This is a genomic window from Corallococcus praedator, from assembly GCF_003612125.1.
GTDB lineage: Bacteria > Myxococcota > Myxococcia > Myxococcales > Myxococcaceae > Corallococcus > Corallococcus praedator.
Genome location: NZ_RAWI01000064.1, coordinates 16,854 through 31,913 on the forward strand (window position 1 = coordinate 16,854; position 15,060 = coordinate 31,913).

Here is a 15,060-nt window from a genome sequence, read left to right on the forward strand (position 1 = left end):
CTAGTTCTTCGCCCGCGAGCGGCCGGACGGCTTCCCCGGGGAACCGCCTGAAGTCCCGCCGGACGAACCGCCGCCCGACGGACGCCCACGTCCGCGCCCCCCCTTCTTCGGGGTGGTGCCCGGCGCGTCCACCGCCTTGGGCGGCGCGCGCAGGAGCGACCTGGACGGCGGCTTGAGGCCCAGGTCCATGTCCTTGAGCAGCTGGACGCGGTCGCGGAACTCGGCGGCCTTCTCGAACTGCATGTCGTCCGCGGCCTTGAGCATCTCCTGGTTGAACTCCCCGATGAGGCGTTTGATCTCCTTGGCCTCCAGCAGGTCGTTCTCCCCTTCCGCCGCCATGGGCAGCGCGCCGGCCTGAGCGTCGTAGTCCGGGATGTTCTCGGAGAAGTTCTGGATGTTGCTCTTCACCGAACGCGGCGTGATGCCGTGCTCGGTGTTGTAGGCGGTCTGGATGGTGCGGCGGCGGGACGTCTCCTCGATGGCCCGCTTCATCGAGTCCGTCATCTGATCCGAGTACATGATGACGCGGCCGTTCAGGTTGCGCGCCGCGCGGCCGATGGTCTGGATGAGCGACACGTGGCTGCGCAGGAAGCCTTCCTTGTCCGCGTCCAGGATGGCGACGAGCGACACCTCCGGGATGTCCAGGCCCTCGCGCAGCAGGTTGATGCCCACGAGCACGTCGAACTCGCCCCGGCGCAGGTCGCGGATGATGGCCATGCGCTGGATGGCGTCGATGTCCGAGTGCAGGTAGCGCACCTTCACGCCCACGTCGCTGTAGTACTCGGTGAGGTCCTCCGCCATGCGCTTGGTGAGCGTCGTCACCAGCACGCGCTCATTGCGCGACACGCGCACGCGGACCTCTTCCAAGAGGTCGTCCACCTGGTTGCCGGCGGGGCGCGTCTCCACCTCCGGATCGATGAGGCCCGTGGGGCGGATGATCTGCTCCACCACCACGCCCTTGGACTTCTGCAGCTCGTACTCGGCGGGCGTGGCGGAGACGAAGACGGCCTGCTGCACCATCTCCTCGAACTCCACGAACTTCAGCGGCCGGTTGTCCAGGGCGCTGGGCATGCGGAAGCCAAAGTTGACCAGCGTCTCCTTGCGCGCGCGGTCACCGCGGTACATGGCGCCAATCTGGGACACCGTCTGGTGGCTCTCGTCGATGAGCACCAGCATGTTGCGCGGGAAGTAGTCGATGAGGCACGGGGCCGACTCGCCCGGCGCGCGCCCGGTGAAGTGGCGCGAATAGTTCTCGATGCCGTTGCAGTAGCCGACCTGTTCGATCATCTCCAGGTCGAACATGGTGCGCTGCTCCAGCCGCTGCGCCTCCAGCAGCTTGCCTTCCGCCTTGAACTTCTGGAGCTGTTCCGCCAGTTCCTCGCGAATGGTGCGCATGGCGCTCTGGCGCGCCTCCGGGCCCGCGACGTAGTGGCTGGCGGGGAAGATGACGATCTTCTCCAACTGCCCCAGCGTCACGCCGCGCAGCGGGTCGAACTCGGTGATGCGCTCCACCTCGTCGCCGAAGAAGCTGACGCGCACGGCGCGCTCTTCCTCGTAGATGGGGAACACCTCCACGGTGTCGCCCCGGGCGCGGAAGGTGCCGCGGTGGAAGTCCAGGTCGTTGCGCTCGTACTGGGCCTCCACGAGCTTGCGCATGAAGCCGTCGCGGCCCATGTCCTCGCCCACCTGCGCGCGGATGGCCAGGTCCACGTAGCTGCGCGCGGCACCCAGGCCGTAGATGCAGGACACGCTGGCCACGATGATGACGTCGTCGCGCGTGCGCAGGCTGTGCGTCGCCGAGTGGCGCATCCGTTCGATGTTCTCGTTGATGGACGAGTCCTTCTCGATGAAGGTGTCCGTCGACGGAACGTAGGCCTCGGGCTGGTAGTAGTCGTAATAGGAGACGAAGTACTCGACGGCGTTGTTCGGGAACAGGCCCTTGAACTCACCGTAGAGCTGCGCGGCCAGCGTCTTGTTGTGCGCGATGACCAGCGTGGGCCGCTGCACGTTGGCGATGAGGTTCGCCATCGTGAACGTCTTGCCCGAACCGGTGACGCCCAGGAGGGTCTGGTAGCGGTCGCCGCGCAGCAGGCCCTCGGTCAACTCACCGATGGCCCTGGGCTGGTCGCCCTGGGGCGAATGGTCACTGACGAGTTGGAACTCCGGCATGGGCAGGGATCTAACATCCCGGATGGCCCCCCACTGAACCTTCGTGCACGCCCGTCCGCCAAAAGACGGAAAAGACGGCCCCCTACTTCCCGGGCGCTCCCTTCAGTGCCTCCAGGGACCTCAGGCGGGCAGCCTCGAATTCATCGCCCGGGTTCCACTTCGGCATCTGCGGCGCGCGCGCCACCTGGGCCCCCACCAGGAAGAACAGCCGGGTGTCCTCCACGGCGCCGGACAGGTCCCACTCCGGCCGCAGTTCGTCGGAGGGCTGGTGGTAGTGCTTCAGCTCCCACACGCCCCGCTGTTCGCGGCCCCAGCCCTCCGGCTTGCCGATGAAGTCCATGCCGCTGCCGAAGTAGGCGGCCGGGATGCCCATGCGCGCGAAGTTGAATTGATCCGACCGGTAGAAGAAGCCGCGGTCGGAGAGCTGATCCGCCTTCACCGTGCGCCCCTGGGTCTTCGCCATCGCGGTGACGAAGCCGTCCAGGCTGGACTTGCCCAGGCCGATGACGGTGATGTCGCGCGTGCGGCCCAGGATGTTGGCGCCGTCCACGTTGATGTTCGCGGCGATGCGGCCCGTGGGCACCGGTGGGTTCGCGGCCAGGTACGCGGAGCCCAGCAGGCCGTACTCCTCCGCGGCCACCGCGGCGAAGAGGATGGAGCGGCGCGGGGCCGTGGGCAGCGCGGAGAAGGCCCGGGCCACGGAGAGCATCGCGGCCACGCCGGACGCGTTGTCCACCGCGCCGTTGTAGATGACGTCGTCACCGGGCTTGCCGTCGTCCTTCTTGCCCAGGTGATCATGGTGCGCGGTGTAGAGCACCACCTCCTTCGACAGCACAGGGTCGCTGCCCGGCAGGAGGGCCAGGACGTTCGCGGTGGGCCGGCGGTGCACCTCGCTGGTGATGCGCAGCGACACCGTCACGCCCAGCGGCACCGGGCGGAAGTCCCGCTTCTGCGCGGCGGCGCGCAGCGCCTCCAGGTCGTGGCCCGCGAGCTTCAGCACCTGCTTCGTGGCGTCCTCGGTGGTCCACGCCTTCACCTGGAGGCGGGGCGCGTCACCGGCGGGCAGTTCGAACTGCTCCCCCGTCCACGACGTGCGCACCACCTGCCACGGGTAGCCCGCGCTGGGCGTGGTGTGGATGATGATGGCGCCCGCCGCGCCCGTCTTCGCCGCCTGCTCGTATTTGTAGTCCCAGCGGCCGTACCAGAGGCGCGTCTTGCCCGCGAACAGGCGCGGATCCTCCTCCGGATCATTGTTGAGGATGACCAGCGTCTTGCCCTTCAGGTCCACGCCCTTGAAGTCGTCCCACTGGAACTCCGGCGCGACGATGCCGTAGCCCACGAACACCAGCTCGGACGCGTCCAGCTTCGCCTCCGGGGCCTGCACGCCGGACACGGCGATGAAGTCGTCGCGGGTCTTGAGCTCCATGCGGCCCGACTTCGCCTGGACCGTCATCGCGCCCGGATGGCTGTTGATGCCCATCAGGTCGAAGCGCTGCAGGTAGCCGCCGTCCGGGGCGCCGGGCTTCAGGCCCAGGCCCTCCAACTGCGCGGCGATGTACTCCTGCGCCAGCGCGTCGCCCCGCGTGCCGGGGCCGCGTCCCTCCAGCAGGTCGCTCGCGAGGAAGCGCACGTGCGCGCGCAGCAGATCCGGGGTGATGGCCTGCTGGGCCACCTTCTCCTGGCGCGTGATGGACGCAGCGCCCGCCGCGAGGGCGGACGCCGAGGACAGGGCGACGAACAGGACGGCCGGAAGGAGCCTCATGCGCCCTGGCCTAGCATGGCCGGCCAGGGCGCCCCCAGCGGGTTTTCAGGACGCGGGCGCCGCCACCTTCCACGAGGTGCCGCCAAGCGTGTCCATGATGTCCACGCCGCGCTCCTTGAGGGTGGTGCGCACGCGGTCCGCCGCGGCGAAGTCCTTCGCGGCTCGCGCGGCGGTCCGCTCGGCGAGCAGCCGCTCCACCTCCGCCACGTCGATGCCGCGCTCGCGCACGGCGCGGTCGCGGCGGCGCAGGAGCCAGTCCGCCGGATCGTCCTCGAAGAGGCCCAGCACGCGGGAGGCTTCACGCACCTGCTCGCGCAGCGCCTGGAGGGTGCGGCCCACCAGCGGCTTGTCCTTCACGGGCGGCTTGTCGGTCAGTTCGTTCATCAACCCGAACTGGCCCGACAGCGCGCCCAGCGCTCCGGCGGTGTTGAAGTCGTCGTCCATGGAGGACTCGAACTCCGTGAGGAAGCGCGCGGGGTCGCCGTGCAGCGGGCCCTTGCCGAAGTCCTTGCCCGCCACGCGCTCGTCCACCTTGCGCAGCGTTTCGTAGAAGTACTCCATGCGCATCTCCGCGTCCTGGAGCGCCTTCTCCCCGAAGCTCAGCGGGTGGCGGTAGTGCGTGGACAGGAAGAAGAAGCGCAGCGCCTCCGCGTCCACCTTGGCGAGCGCGTCGCGCAGGCGCACCACGTTGCCCAGCGACTTGGACATCTTCGCGCCTTCCAGGTCGAGGAAGCCGCAGTGCATCCAGTACTTCGCCATCTCCTGGCCGGTGGCGGACTCGCTCTGGGCGATCTCGTTCTCGTGGTGGGGGAAGATGAGGTCCAACGCCCCGCCGTGGATGTCGAACGAGCGGCCCAGGTACTTCTCGCTCATCGCGGAGCACTCGATGTGCCAGCCCGGACGGCCCTTGCCCCACGGGCTGTCCCATGACGGCTCGCCGGGCTTCGCCGCCTTCCACAGGGCGAAGTCCAGGGGCTCGCGCTTGAGCTCGCCGGGGTGCACGCGCTCGCCCTGGCACAGTTCGTCCAGGTTGCGCTTGGACAGCTTCGCGTAGTCCTCGTCCTTGCCGACCGCGAAGTACACATCGCCCTTCGCCTCGTAGGCGAAGCCCTTGTCCACCAGCGTCTGGATGATGGCGATGATCTCTGGGATCGTTTCGCTGACGCGCGGGGACACGTCCGGTTCGCGCAGGTGCAGGGCGCGGGTGTCCTCGCGGAAGATCTCCACGAAGCGCGACGCGAGCTCCACGGGGGATTCACCCGTCTCGTGCGCGGCCTTGATGATCTTGTCGTCGACGTCCGTGTAGTTGCGCACGTACGTCACCTTGAAGCCCCGGTAGCGCAGGTAGCGGACCACCACGTCGAACGACGTGAAGGTGCGTGCGTTCCCGATATGGATGTAGCTGTAGACGGTGGGCCCACAGACGTAGACCTTCACCTCGCCGGGCACGAGCGGCTCCAGCGGCTCCTTCTGCATGGACATCGTGTTGAAGAGCCGGATGGATGAGGGGGCCACGGTGGAGGGTCCTCCTAGCGAGCGGGGCGGGCGCGACACTTGCGCGACGCGGTACACACTCTAGGATCCCCCGTCCCACACAGGCCAGCCTTTGACGCGGGAAGCGTTGGACAACCTCGGAAACGCCGGCAGGGGCCCTGTTCGCGGCCCCGCAACCTGGGAGAATGGCCCGCATGGCCCCGCCGAATCCCAAGCGTCCGCCGCGCCCTCCCCGCCCGCCGGGACAGCAGGCGGCCAAGGAGGAACCGGCCGAGGAGCTGCCGTTCGACGACGACGAGGTGGCGCCCCTCCAGGCGGATGATCCGCGGCCCCAGCGGGTGCCCCAGTATCCGGCGGGTTCCCGGAAGGTGAAGCGGCGGGGGCCGGGCGAGCGGTCGAAGTCCGACCGGGAGCTGTCGCCCCGCTACGACTGGCAGAAGGAGTACTCGGATCCGGGCCTGTCGCCCGCGTTCCTGTACGTGGAGCGGGGGCCGGGCGCGGGACAGCTCGTGCCGCTGCACCAGGGCTCCATCACGCTGGGCCGTTCCTCCACGTCCGACCTGCGGCTCCAGCACGCGTCCATCAGCCGGCGCCATGCGCAGCTCACCCGGCGCGGCAATGCCTTCGCCGTGCGCGACCTGGGCAGCCAGAACGGCACGTTCGTCAACCGCTCGCGCATCAAGGGCGAGGTGGAGATCCGGCCCGGCGACGAGCTGAGCCTGGGCAACGCGGCGCTGCGCCTGCGCGGTTCGGGCGCGTCACCAATGGAGATCAAGACCGCGTTGGATCCCATCCTGCCGCGCGGTGGGAAGCGCTCGGTGGGCGTCGTCGTCGTGGCCCTGGCGGCGGCCGTCGTGGGCTCCGCGGTGGCGGCGCTGATCAGCCTGGTGGCCATGCGGATGACGGACGCGTCACCGGCACGGACCGCGACGGAAGGGACGTCCGCGAAGGGCGCGAGCACCCCGGCGAAGAAGGATGTTCGTGGCGTCGAGGCGGGGCGGGGGACGGAGCCCTCCGGATCCGTGGAGCCTGCTGCTGCCGCTGGCGTGAAGGGGGCTCCGATAGGGCCGAGCGAAGACACGGCGGCCGCGAATGCAGGGGAGACTCCCGGCTCGGGCGAACCGGCCCGTGGACAGCACGCAACCGCGAAGGCAGGCGAGGGGCCAAGCGCGACGGACATCGCCCGGGGCCTGCGCGGGAGCACGACTTCAGCGAAGAGCGTGGAGCCAGCTTCCGGTGCCTCGGACATCGCTCGCGAGGACGCGCCGAAAGCAGCCTCGACCGCCCGGAAGGGCCCGGTGGCGGCCGCCGTGAACGGCCCTCCAGATGAGGGCGCGCGCGAAGCCATCCTCGCCCGCTACGAGTCCGGCGACGTCGCGGGCGCCCTGGCCCAGGCGCGGCGCGCGAACCTCGCGCCGCTGGTGCAGCAGCTCACCCGCTTCCAGACCGCCAGGGATACCGCCCAGGCCGCGCTGGCCCGCAACGACACGCCCCGGGCGCTCGATGCACTCAGCGCCGCCGTGCGGCTGGACCAGGACGTGTCCCAGGGTTGGAGCCGCCACGGGGCCGCGCTCCGGCGACAGCTCGCCGGCCTCTACGTGAGCACCGGCAGGGACGCCGTCCGCGCCAGCCGCTGGGCCGACGCGCGCGCGGCCTTCAACGCCGCCCTGAAGCACGACGCCTCCAACGCCGAGGCCCGCACCCAGTTGGCGGCGCTCGACGCACAGGGCACCCCGTCCGCGCAGTGAGGCGCGGGCGCTCAGCGTGGGGCGCCCTCCAGAAACACGACGCCCCGAGTCCCAACGAGGGAACCCGGGGCGAGGAATGCGAGCACGGCGGCCGGTGGGCCCGCCGCGCTGCGAAGGCATCAGGCGAGGTTGAAGATCTTCTTCAGGTCCGACTCGACCTCTTCCTCGGTGCAGTCCTTGGCCAGCGACAGCTCCTTGATGAGCAGCGAGCGTGCCGTGTCGAGCATCTTGCGCTCGCCGAACGACAGGTCCTTGTCACCCTTGAGCAGGTACAGGTCGCGCAGCACCTCCGCGATTTCAAAGACGGAGCCCGTCTTGATCTTCTCCATGTACTCGCGGTAGCGACGGTTCCACGTCGTCGAGTCCACCGAGATGTCCTTCTCGCGAAGGATGGAGTAGACCTGCTTGACGTCCTCCTCGCTGATGATCTCCCGCAGGCCGACAGAACCGACCTTGTTGATGGGGATCATGATCCGCATCCCGTTCTCCAGGATGCGCAGCACGTAGAACGACTGGCGCTGCCCGGCGACCTCGGTGTGCTCGATGCCCATCACCTCGCCGACGCCCTGGCCCGGATAAACCGCCTTGTCACCAGTCTTGAAGCTGGTCTGCACTAACTGCCTCCTTGGAGAAAGCTTCGACCCCGGCCTTCAAGCCGGCCACTACTACCACAAACCACATCCACGGGCAACGAAATCGCCTTGACCACCCGAAGCGGGCCGCACTACGGTGTCCGGTTTTGTGTGCGGAATGGCTCAGGGTACGAGCGCCGCATGACGGACACGGTGGTGGGTGGGGGTGGGTGTTGGTTCGTTATGCGTGGCGCGACCTGGGCACGCGTCCTTTGTTCTTTCCTGCGCTGAGCCTCACGCTCGGCGCCCTCTGGGCAACCGGAACAGGGAGCGCCGCCGAGGTATTTCTCCTCTGCGCGCTTTGTCTGGGACTGGTGGGGACGGCGCTCGGTCCATTGCCGGGAGCCCATCTGGCGGTGCTCGTCGCCCTGGGCCTCACCGGGGCGGGTCTTTCCGGTTTCGAGGCCCGGGTGGAGGTCCCCCCGGCGCTGGCGGACGGTGGAAGCGCGCGGCTGGAGGGTGAGCTGGAGCGCGTGGAGCGCTTCGATGGCGCCACCCGCTTGAGGCTGGCCGTATCGCGGGCAGGCCCCGCCACGGGTCCGGAGGTCGCCGCCCGCTTCCGTGTCAGCCTCTCCGGCCGGGGTGGAGGCCTGGACCTGCAACCCGGGCAACGCGTGCGGGTGGAGGCCCGGCTCATCCCGGATGCGCCGCCGTCCAATCCGGGCGAGCGGGACTTCGCGTCGGCGCGGCGGCGGCAGGGCGTGGCCTTCACGGGAGGCTTCGCTCCGGAGCGCCTGTTGGTGCTCTCCCCTGCCCAGGCGTGGCGGCTGACGCTGGAGGGCCTCCGAAGCCGGCTGGGGGTGGCGGTGCGCCGGGTGGCGCCGTCCCCGGACGCGGCGGCGCTGTTCCTGACGCTCGCGGCGGGCCAGCGCGCGGAGCTGGACGACGCCTGGGAGGATGCGTTCTCGCGGGCGGGGCTCGCGCACGTGCTCAGCGTCAGCGGGCTGCACGTGGCGGCGCTGGCCTTGATGACGCTGGCGCTCCTGCGGCGGGCGCTGGTGCGGCTGGGAGGACGGTGGCGCGCGCTGGAGGCCCGGCGGGTGGCGGCCCCGGCGGCGGTGCCCTTCGTCTGGGCCTACGTGCTCTTCACGGGGAACCAGGCCCCGGCGGTGCGCTCGGCGGTGATGGCCACGGCGGTGCTGCTGGGGCTGGGCCTGTGGCGGCGCGCGGACGGGCTCAACGGCCTGTCGCTGGCGGCGCTCGTGCTGGTGGCGTGGACGCCCTCCAGCGTGGTGGACCTGTCGCTCCGGCTGTCGTTCCTCGCCGTGCTGGGGCTGGTGCTGCTGTCGCCCGCGCTGCGCGAGGCGCTGCCCGTGGACCGGCCCGACCCTTCCGAACCCCGCCGGCTGAAGCGCTGGGCCGCGCAGGCGAAGGAGGCGGTGGCGCAGACGCTGTGCGCCAGCGCCGCGGCGACGCTCGTGGGCCTGCCCGTGGTGGCGGCGGCGTTCGGGCGGGTGAGTCTGGCGGGGCTCGTGTCCAACATCGTCGCCCTGCCCCTGTGTGGCCTGCTCACCGGACTCGCGGCGGGCGGCGCGGCGCTCTTCGTCGTGGCCCCCGTGCTGGCGACCCCGGTGCTGTGGGCGGGCGCGTGGGCCTCTGAGCTGCTGCTGGCGCTGACGCGGGGCTTTGCCTCGGTGCCCTTCGCGGCGGTGGAGGTGCCCGGCCTGGGGGTGCTCCTCTCCATCGCGTACGCGGTGGGGCTGCTGTGCTGGGCGCTGGGTTCAGGACGCTGGCGCTACGTGGGTGTGCTCACGCCCCTGGCCGTGCTGGGCGCCGTGCTGCTTCCCGGGCTCGCCCCGGAGCCCGCGCTGCGCATCACGTTCCTGTCGGTGGGCCAGGGCGACGCGGTGGTGCTCCGCTCCCGGGGTCACCATGCGCTGGTGGACGGGGGCGGCGTCCCGGAGGGCGCGGACACCGGGGAGCGCTTCGTGCTGCCCTTCCTCAAGGCCGAGGGGGTCTCCCGGTTGGATCTCGCGGTGCTGTCGCATCCCCATCCGGACCATGCGCTCGGGATGGTGTCCACGCTGGCGCGGGTGCCTCCTGAGCGGCTGTGGATGTCCGCGGGCACCACCGACGGTCCCCTCTCCCGGCGCGTCGCGGCGGCCGCTCCGGGCGCGGTCGTGGAAGAGGTGCAGGTGGGGCATCCCCCGTTCACGCTGGGCGAAGCGACGCTGGAGGTGCTGGGGCCTCCGGTGGACCGGGAGTTGATGGAGGGCGCGAACGACCGGAGCGTGGTGCTGCGCGTGCGCCATGGCGACGTCACCGTGCTGCTGGCGGGCGACGTGGAGGAGGACGGCGAGGCCGCGCTCGAAGAGGCCGTGGGGACGGTCACGGTGTTGAAGGTGCCGCACCATGGCTCGCGCACCTCTTCCACCGCGCCGCTGCTGGCCCGCACGCGGCCGCGTCACGCGGTGTTCTGCGTGGGCCGGCGAAACCGGTTCGGCTTCCCGCATCCGGAGGTGGAGGCGCGCTACCGGGCCCTGGGCACCGAGTGCTGGCGCACCGACCGGGATGGCGCCGTCACGCTGGAGAGCGACGGCCAGGACGTCCGCCTGGTCTCCTTCCTGCCGCACGTCGAGGAGGCCCCCCTGCCCGTTGCGGCAAGTGGGAAGCAGACCCACCGTAGCGCCGATGATTTCCGATGACCTTGATCTCCAGCAGTTGACCGCCGACCTGAAGTCCAAGCTCGGCCCGGGCGAGCCCGTGGGCTACCTGCGCGGCAAGTCCCTGATGCGCGACATGCTGCTCGACATGCGGAGCAACCACTTCTCCGAGCTGGAGGCCGAGGAGCTCGTCGACACGCTGGAGGCGCGAGGCTTCGTGCGCTTCCTGGGAGATCCGTCGGAGCGCTCGGTCGCGGACGCGCCCTGGGACATCTCTCCGCACGCGTGACGGAGGGCCGTGCCGCCGCGCGCCGGGTGGCCCTTCCTACTGGAAGATGAGCCACGCGAAGCGCGGCAGGGCATGGAAGTCCCCAATGAAGAGGGGTGAGAAGGCCTGGCCTTCCACCTGCCTGCGGTCGTGGTGCTCCAACCGGTAGAGGTTGAAGCGCCAGCGCTCCCCGGGCTCGGGCGGGATGTGGGGCACCTCCGCCAGGTTCTTGAACGGGATGGCCAGCTCCACGCTCCAGCCCTCGTCGCGGTCCGACGCGTCGTCCAGCGTGCCGCGCACCTTCACCGCCGTCTTCATTCCCGAGTCCCACGACAGGTCCATGCCCTGGCGCCGCGCGGGGAAGTACGCGTCGAAGAGGACGTTGTGCGGGGACACCTCCAGCTCGTTGTACGTGCGCCCGTCCGCGTTGGCGTCGAGGAACACCTCCACGACCTCCTGCTCGTAGATGGAGTCGTCGCGGTTGCGCAGCGTGCCCCAGACGTCCGGGTCCTCCACGTCGAAGGCCACGTACAGGTACGCGTCGTCGTAGACGAGGCGCGCCTGGGTGCGCAGCCGGGGGGCGCGGCCGTCGAAGCTGCCCACCAGCGTCACAGGCTTCGCACCCTTCCACGCCTCATCGTCGAGCACGCCGTCGAGCACGGGCGCCTTCTTCACCCGCGTGACGGTGTACTCCGGCAGCGCGGGAGGCTCGCCGCCCAGCAGCGGACCGCGCACGCGGTTGGCGCCCAGTTGCACGCGGGGGTTGTCCACCGCCAGGCGCTCATCGTCGCGCCAGAAGCCCAGCACCACGCGGCCGGGGCTGCCCGGCATGGTGACGGAGTGCACGTCCTCCACGACCTTGCCCACCGGCCACGTCTCCAGCGGCGCGGCGCCGTCCTGGAACTCGTGGTCGGCGTTGCTGATCATCTGGCCGCTCTCCGGCTCCACCACGTGCACGAAGAAGTGGAAGCCCTGCGGGGGCGCGCGCACCGCCTGGAAGTAGTGCGCGAGCTTCACCGGCTGCCCGGGCTGGGCCTTCTCCGGCGTCACGCGCGTTCCCAGGTAGACGATGGCGCCGCCCGCGAACGTGGCGCCGCTCCGGAGGGTGAGCTCCGCCGGGGCCGCATCCAGCGTCCGGAGCGTCGTGGGCGCGGGCAGCCGGGGCGCGCGGTGGGCGGGCCCCGCCTGTTCGTCGCGGCAGGCGCCGACGAGCACGAGGGAGGACAACAGCGGGAGCAGGACGCAGGGATGGACGCGCATCGAAGTCACGCAGTCTACCCTTCCCCGCCTTCCGGGAAGCGTTCTTCCGCCGGTGGGACAGCGCGTTCCCATGCATGGGCAACCCGTCCGCAAGGGAGGGCGGCCGAGCTGTCGGGCCCCCCAGTCCCTGTTGGCGTGCCCGAAAGGGCACCCCATGTTTCGGTCCATCACAGGGAGGGGTAACCAGATGAACAAGGGACTGATGGCGGGAGCGGTGGCGATCTCGGTGTTGGCGGCGGGTTCCGCGCAAGCGGCTTCGACGGAGCTGCGCAGGTCCACGAACACGCGGGGCCTTTCATTCATGGTGGGCGGCGGCGTCGAGGGCTACACCGACGCGCTGCGGACGCAGATTGATCCCGGCCTCGCGTACGGCGTGACGATTGGCCTCAAGCCGACGAACGTGGTGGGCGTGGAGCTGGGCTACACGGGCAGCGTCAGCGAGTTCAACACGGGCGGCGTGCTGGCGACGAACGCGAACGGGCCGGACATCGTGCGCAACGGTGTGCAGGGCGCGGTGACGATTGGCCTCACGGCCACGCGGCTGCAGCCGTACGTCATGGGCGGCGTGGGCGTCAGCCGCTACAACGTGCGCGCCATCGCGCCGGGCTTCCAGGACGACACGGTGGGCAACGTGCCGGTGGGCGGTGGCCTGCGCCTGCAGTTGGGCAGCTTCACCGCGGACGCGCGCGTGAACTACAACTTCCTGTTCGACCAGGGGTTCGCCGCGTCGCTACCGGCGTCCGACGTGGACCTGGGCGGTGACGAGACCTTCAGCAAGGGCGGCCGCTACATCGGCACGCTCAACCTGGGTGCCACCTTCTAGACGTTCCACGGACTCCCGCCGTCCCGACCTCCGGACACGGAAGGCGCGGGATGGATGGGGGCGCGGGGCAACCGCGCGAAAATCCAGCGCCCGGCGGCAGGCGTGACGCTTGCTGCCGGGCGTTCGCATGCGCTTCGAATTCGAGCACCTGGGCACCCCCACCCCGTTCGAGCTGACCGAAGGCCAGCACCTGCTGGGAGGCGGCCCCGAGGACCACGTCCATCTGGACGGCCTGCCGCCAGGGTTGTTGACCCTGCGCATCGAGTCCCAGCGCCTGATGGTGGAGGCCGTGCGCAGCTTCACCGTGAACGCGGTGCGCGTGCTGCCCGGCGTGTCGCGCCTGGTGCTGCCCGGCGAAGTGCTGGGCCTTCCCGACGGCATGTGTCTGCGCGTGCTCGCCGAGCCGAGCGCCCCCGAGCGCGGCGTGGGCACCGTGGCGGTGCTCAAGGGACTGCTGACGGAGGTGGAGTCGCGTCCCTCGCGCGCCGCCTCCATCACCTGCCTCACCGGGCTGGACGTGGGCCGCTGTCACGCCCTCGCGGAGGCCCACACGGACATTGGCCGGGGAGAAGGAGTGGCCCTGCGGCTGCGGGACCGGGCCGTGTCCCGCCTGCACGCGCGGATCCGTCGCGAAGGACTGGGATTCCTGCTGGAGGACCTGGGGACGCCCAACGGCGTGTTCCTCAACGGCGTGCGCCTGGAGGCGCCCGGGACGCTGGCGGATGGCGACGTCGTCGAGTTGGGGCGTTCCCTGCTGCGCTTCCAGGCGGCGTTCGACGACGCTCCGGACGGCGGTGGGCACGCCCTCCCCATGGTTTCAGATGCCGACGCGTCGACGGAGGCGCCCCTTGCTCCCGAACGCGGTCCGCGGCGCTCGCGCTCGGAGGGGTGGCTCATCGCCGTGGGCGCGGTGCTGGCGCTCATCGGGTTGCTCCTCACCTACGTGCTGGCGTCAGCGGGGTGAGGCCGCGCATCAGCCGGGCAGCGGGGACAGGCCCGCGCGCTCCACCAGGAGCGAGGCCAGGTAGCGGTGGTGGCGGAAGAAGCTGGTGAAGTGCACGAAGCCCTTGCTGCCCCGGATGGCGTAGACCGTCACCGGGCCGGGGAGCACGTCCAGCTTGCGGATGTCCGCGAAGGAGAAGCGCCGGGTGCGCACCATGCCCCGGCAGGTGATGCCTCGGGAGTCCACCTCGATGCGGGTGCGCCCGTAGTAGGTGAGGGACACCGCGAAGAAGAGGACGAAGAAGCCCGCGGACAGGAACGTCTTCAGCGGCACCCCGTCGAAGTTGAACAGGTAGACGAGCACCCCGAGCCACAGCAGGCCTGCCGCCGCCATCGTCGCGGCGAACACCCGCCGGGGGCGAAAGACCTGCTGCGACTGCTTCCCCTCCACCTTCCGTTCGAGTCCGTCCATGACTCGTAAAATAGTGACGGGGACAGCCCCTTTGACGATGCCCGCCTGCTCTTCGAGCGGGCAGTCAGCGCAGGCGCTCGGCCTTCTGTCGGGACTCCGCCTGGAGTTCCGGGCGCACGTCCGCCGCGCTGGACGCGGCATAGCGTGCGTACAGGTCGCGGGCTTCCAGGTTGCGCCCCAGGGCCCGGTACGCCTCCGCGAGGCCGTACAGGGGGGACGCCGAGTCCGGATCCAGCTTCAGCGCGAACTGATAGTCCGCCGCGGCCTCCGCGTACCGGCGCAGCCCGATGTTGGCGCTGCCCCGCGCGACGTAGGCCACCGTGAGCAGGGGTTCCTGCTGCACGGCCTGCGTCAGCGTCTGGAGCGCGGCCGCGTAGGCGCGCTGGCTGATGTGCTGGACGCCCTGCTCGTAGGCGCGGCGGGCCTGGGCCCGCGTCGTGTCCGCCACGGGCCCCGAGCCAGGAGTCTGCCCCACGGCCTGCGGAGCGGTGCCGGCTTCCGTCTGCTTCGCGCGCGCCCGGGTGATGTTGTCCTGCGCGCTCTGACGAATGGCGGCGTCCTGGGTGAGGCGCGAAGCCTGCTCCCACTCGTCGATGGCGCGCCCGTAGTAGCCGAGCACCGCCAGCGCATTGCCCAGCTTGAAGCGCGCCTCCACGTGCTCCGGCGCCGCGTGCTTCGCGTCGAGGAAGGCGAACGCCGCCTCGCGGTAGCGACGCTCGCGCATCAGCGCGTCCCCATCCCGGATCCGCGTGGCCGCGAGCACCGCCTGCGAGGTGCGCTGCGGCTCCACGAACGCGGGCTCCGCGTGCCGGGCGGGCGCGACCTCCTGGGGGCGAGCGGGTTGCTTCGCGTCGGAGGAGGCGCCCTGCGCACGGGCGGCGGGGGCC

The 15,060-nt window shown here is 70.6% G+C and carries 12 protein-coding genes; 5 read left to right on the forward strand and 7 right to left on the reverse strand.

Translation table 11 applies throughout. The annotated features are described in order from the left end of the window. The 3 genes from uvrB to cysS all read right to left on the reverse strand — a co-directional run bounded on the left by uvrB (position 1) and on the right by cysS (position 5,446). Positions 1-2,169: an excinuclease ABC subunit UvrB gene (gene uvrB / locus D7Y13_RS11320; protein ID WP_120584263.1), complete on the reverse strand. Its 2,169-nt coding sequence runs from the start codon at positions 2,167-2,169 to the stop codon at positions 1-3. An 82-nt stretch (positions 2,170-2,251) separates the two neighbouring features. After that, complete coding sequence (locus tag D7Y13_RS11325; RefSeq protein ID WP_120584264.1) at positions 2,252-3,931, reverse strand: M28 family metallopeptidase; 1,680 nt, start codon at positions 3,929-3,931, stop codon at positions 2,252-2,254. Between the two features lie 45 nt (positions 3,932-3,976). Next, positions 3,977-5,446, reverse strand: coding sequence for a cysteine--tRNA ligase (gene cysS, locus D7Y13_RS11330; protein ID WP_120584265.1), 1,470 nt, complete (start codon positions 5,444-5,446; stop codon positions 3,977-3,979). A 173-nt stretch (positions 5,447-5,619) separates the two neighbouring features. Here cysS and D7Y13_RS11335 point away from each other — a divergent pair, with 173 nt between their 5' ends. Beyond that, entirely contained in the window at positions 5,620-7,173 is a 1,554-nt protein-coding gene (locus tag D7Y13_RS11335) for an FHA domain-containing protein (RefSeq protein ID WP_120584266.1), read from the forward strand. 119 nt (positions 7,174-7,292) lie between these two features. On the opposite strand, the gene D7Y13_RS11340 is transcribed toward D7Y13_RS11335, so the two are convergent. After that, positions 7,293-7,787, reverse strand: coding sequence for a CarD family transcriptional regulator (locus D7Y13_RS11340; protein ID WP_120533482.1), 495 nt, complete (start codon positions 7,785-7,787; stop codon positions 7,293-7,295). Positions 7,788-7,978: 191 nt separating this feature from the next. Between D7Y13_RS11340 and D7Y13_RS11345 the strand changes: the two genes are divergently transcribed. Both D7Y13_RS11345 and D7Y13_RS11350 read left to right on the forward strand, forming a co-directional pair. Beyond that, complete coding sequence (locus D7Y13_RS11345) at positions 7,979-10,450, forward strand: DNA internalization-related competence protein ComEC/Rec2 (protein ID WP_120584267.1); 2,472 nt, start codon at positions 7,979-7,981, stop codon at positions 10,448-10,450. Further along, the gene (locus tag D7Y13_RS11350) at positions 10,437-10,697 is read left to right on the forward strand and encodes a hypothetical protein (protein ID WP_120533484.1); all 261 of its coding nucleotides are present in this window, start codon (positions 10,437-10,439) and stop codon (positions 10,695-10,697) included. The genes D7Y13_RS11345 and D7Y13_RS11350 overlap by 14 nt, the downstream gene beginning before the upstream one ends. Positions 10,698-10,733: 36 nt before the next feature. Here D7Y13_RS11350 and D7Y13_RS11355 read toward each other — a convergent pair whose 3' ends face one another. After that, positions 10,734-11,936, reverse strand: coding sequence for a carbohydrate-binding family 9-like protein (locus D7Y13_RS11355; protein ID WP_120584268.1), 1,203 nt, complete (start codon positions 11,934-11,936; stop codon positions 10,734-10,736). A gap of 187 nt (positions 11,937-12,123) precedes the next feature. On the opposite strand from D7Y13_RS11355, the gene D7Y13_RS11360 reads away from it, so the two are divergent. Then, a complete protein-coding gene (locus tag D7Y13_RS11360; protein ID WP_120533486.1) occupies positions 12,124-12,759 on the forward strand; it encodes an outer membrane beta-barrel protein in 636 nt (211 codons plus the stop codon). 127 nt (positions 12,760-12,886) lie between these two features. Continuing rightward, the gene (locus tag D7Y13_RS11365) at positions 12,887-13,723 is read left to right on the forward strand and encodes an FHA domain-containing protein (protein ID WP_120584269.1); all 837 of its coding nucleotides are present in this window, start codon (positions 12,887-12,889) and stop codon (positions 13,721-13,723) included. A gap of 9 nt (positions 13,724-13,732) precedes the next feature. Here D7Y13_RS11365 and D7Y13_RS11370 read toward each other — a convergent pair whose 3' ends face one another. Both D7Y13_RS11370 and D7Y13_RS11375 read right to left on the reverse strand, forming a co-directional pair. After that, on the reverse strand, positions 13,733-14,095 hold the full coding sequence (locus D7Y13_RS11370) for a PH domain-containing protein (protein ID WP_370450750.1): 363 nt from the start codon (positions 14,093-14,095) through the stop codon (positions 13,733-13,735). A gap of 142 nt (positions 14,096-14,237) precedes the next feature. Next, a partial coding sequence (locus D7Y13_RS11375) for a tetratricopeptide repeat protein (protein WP_120630677.1) occupies positions 14,238-15,060 on the reverse strand: 823 nt, incomplete at its 5' end.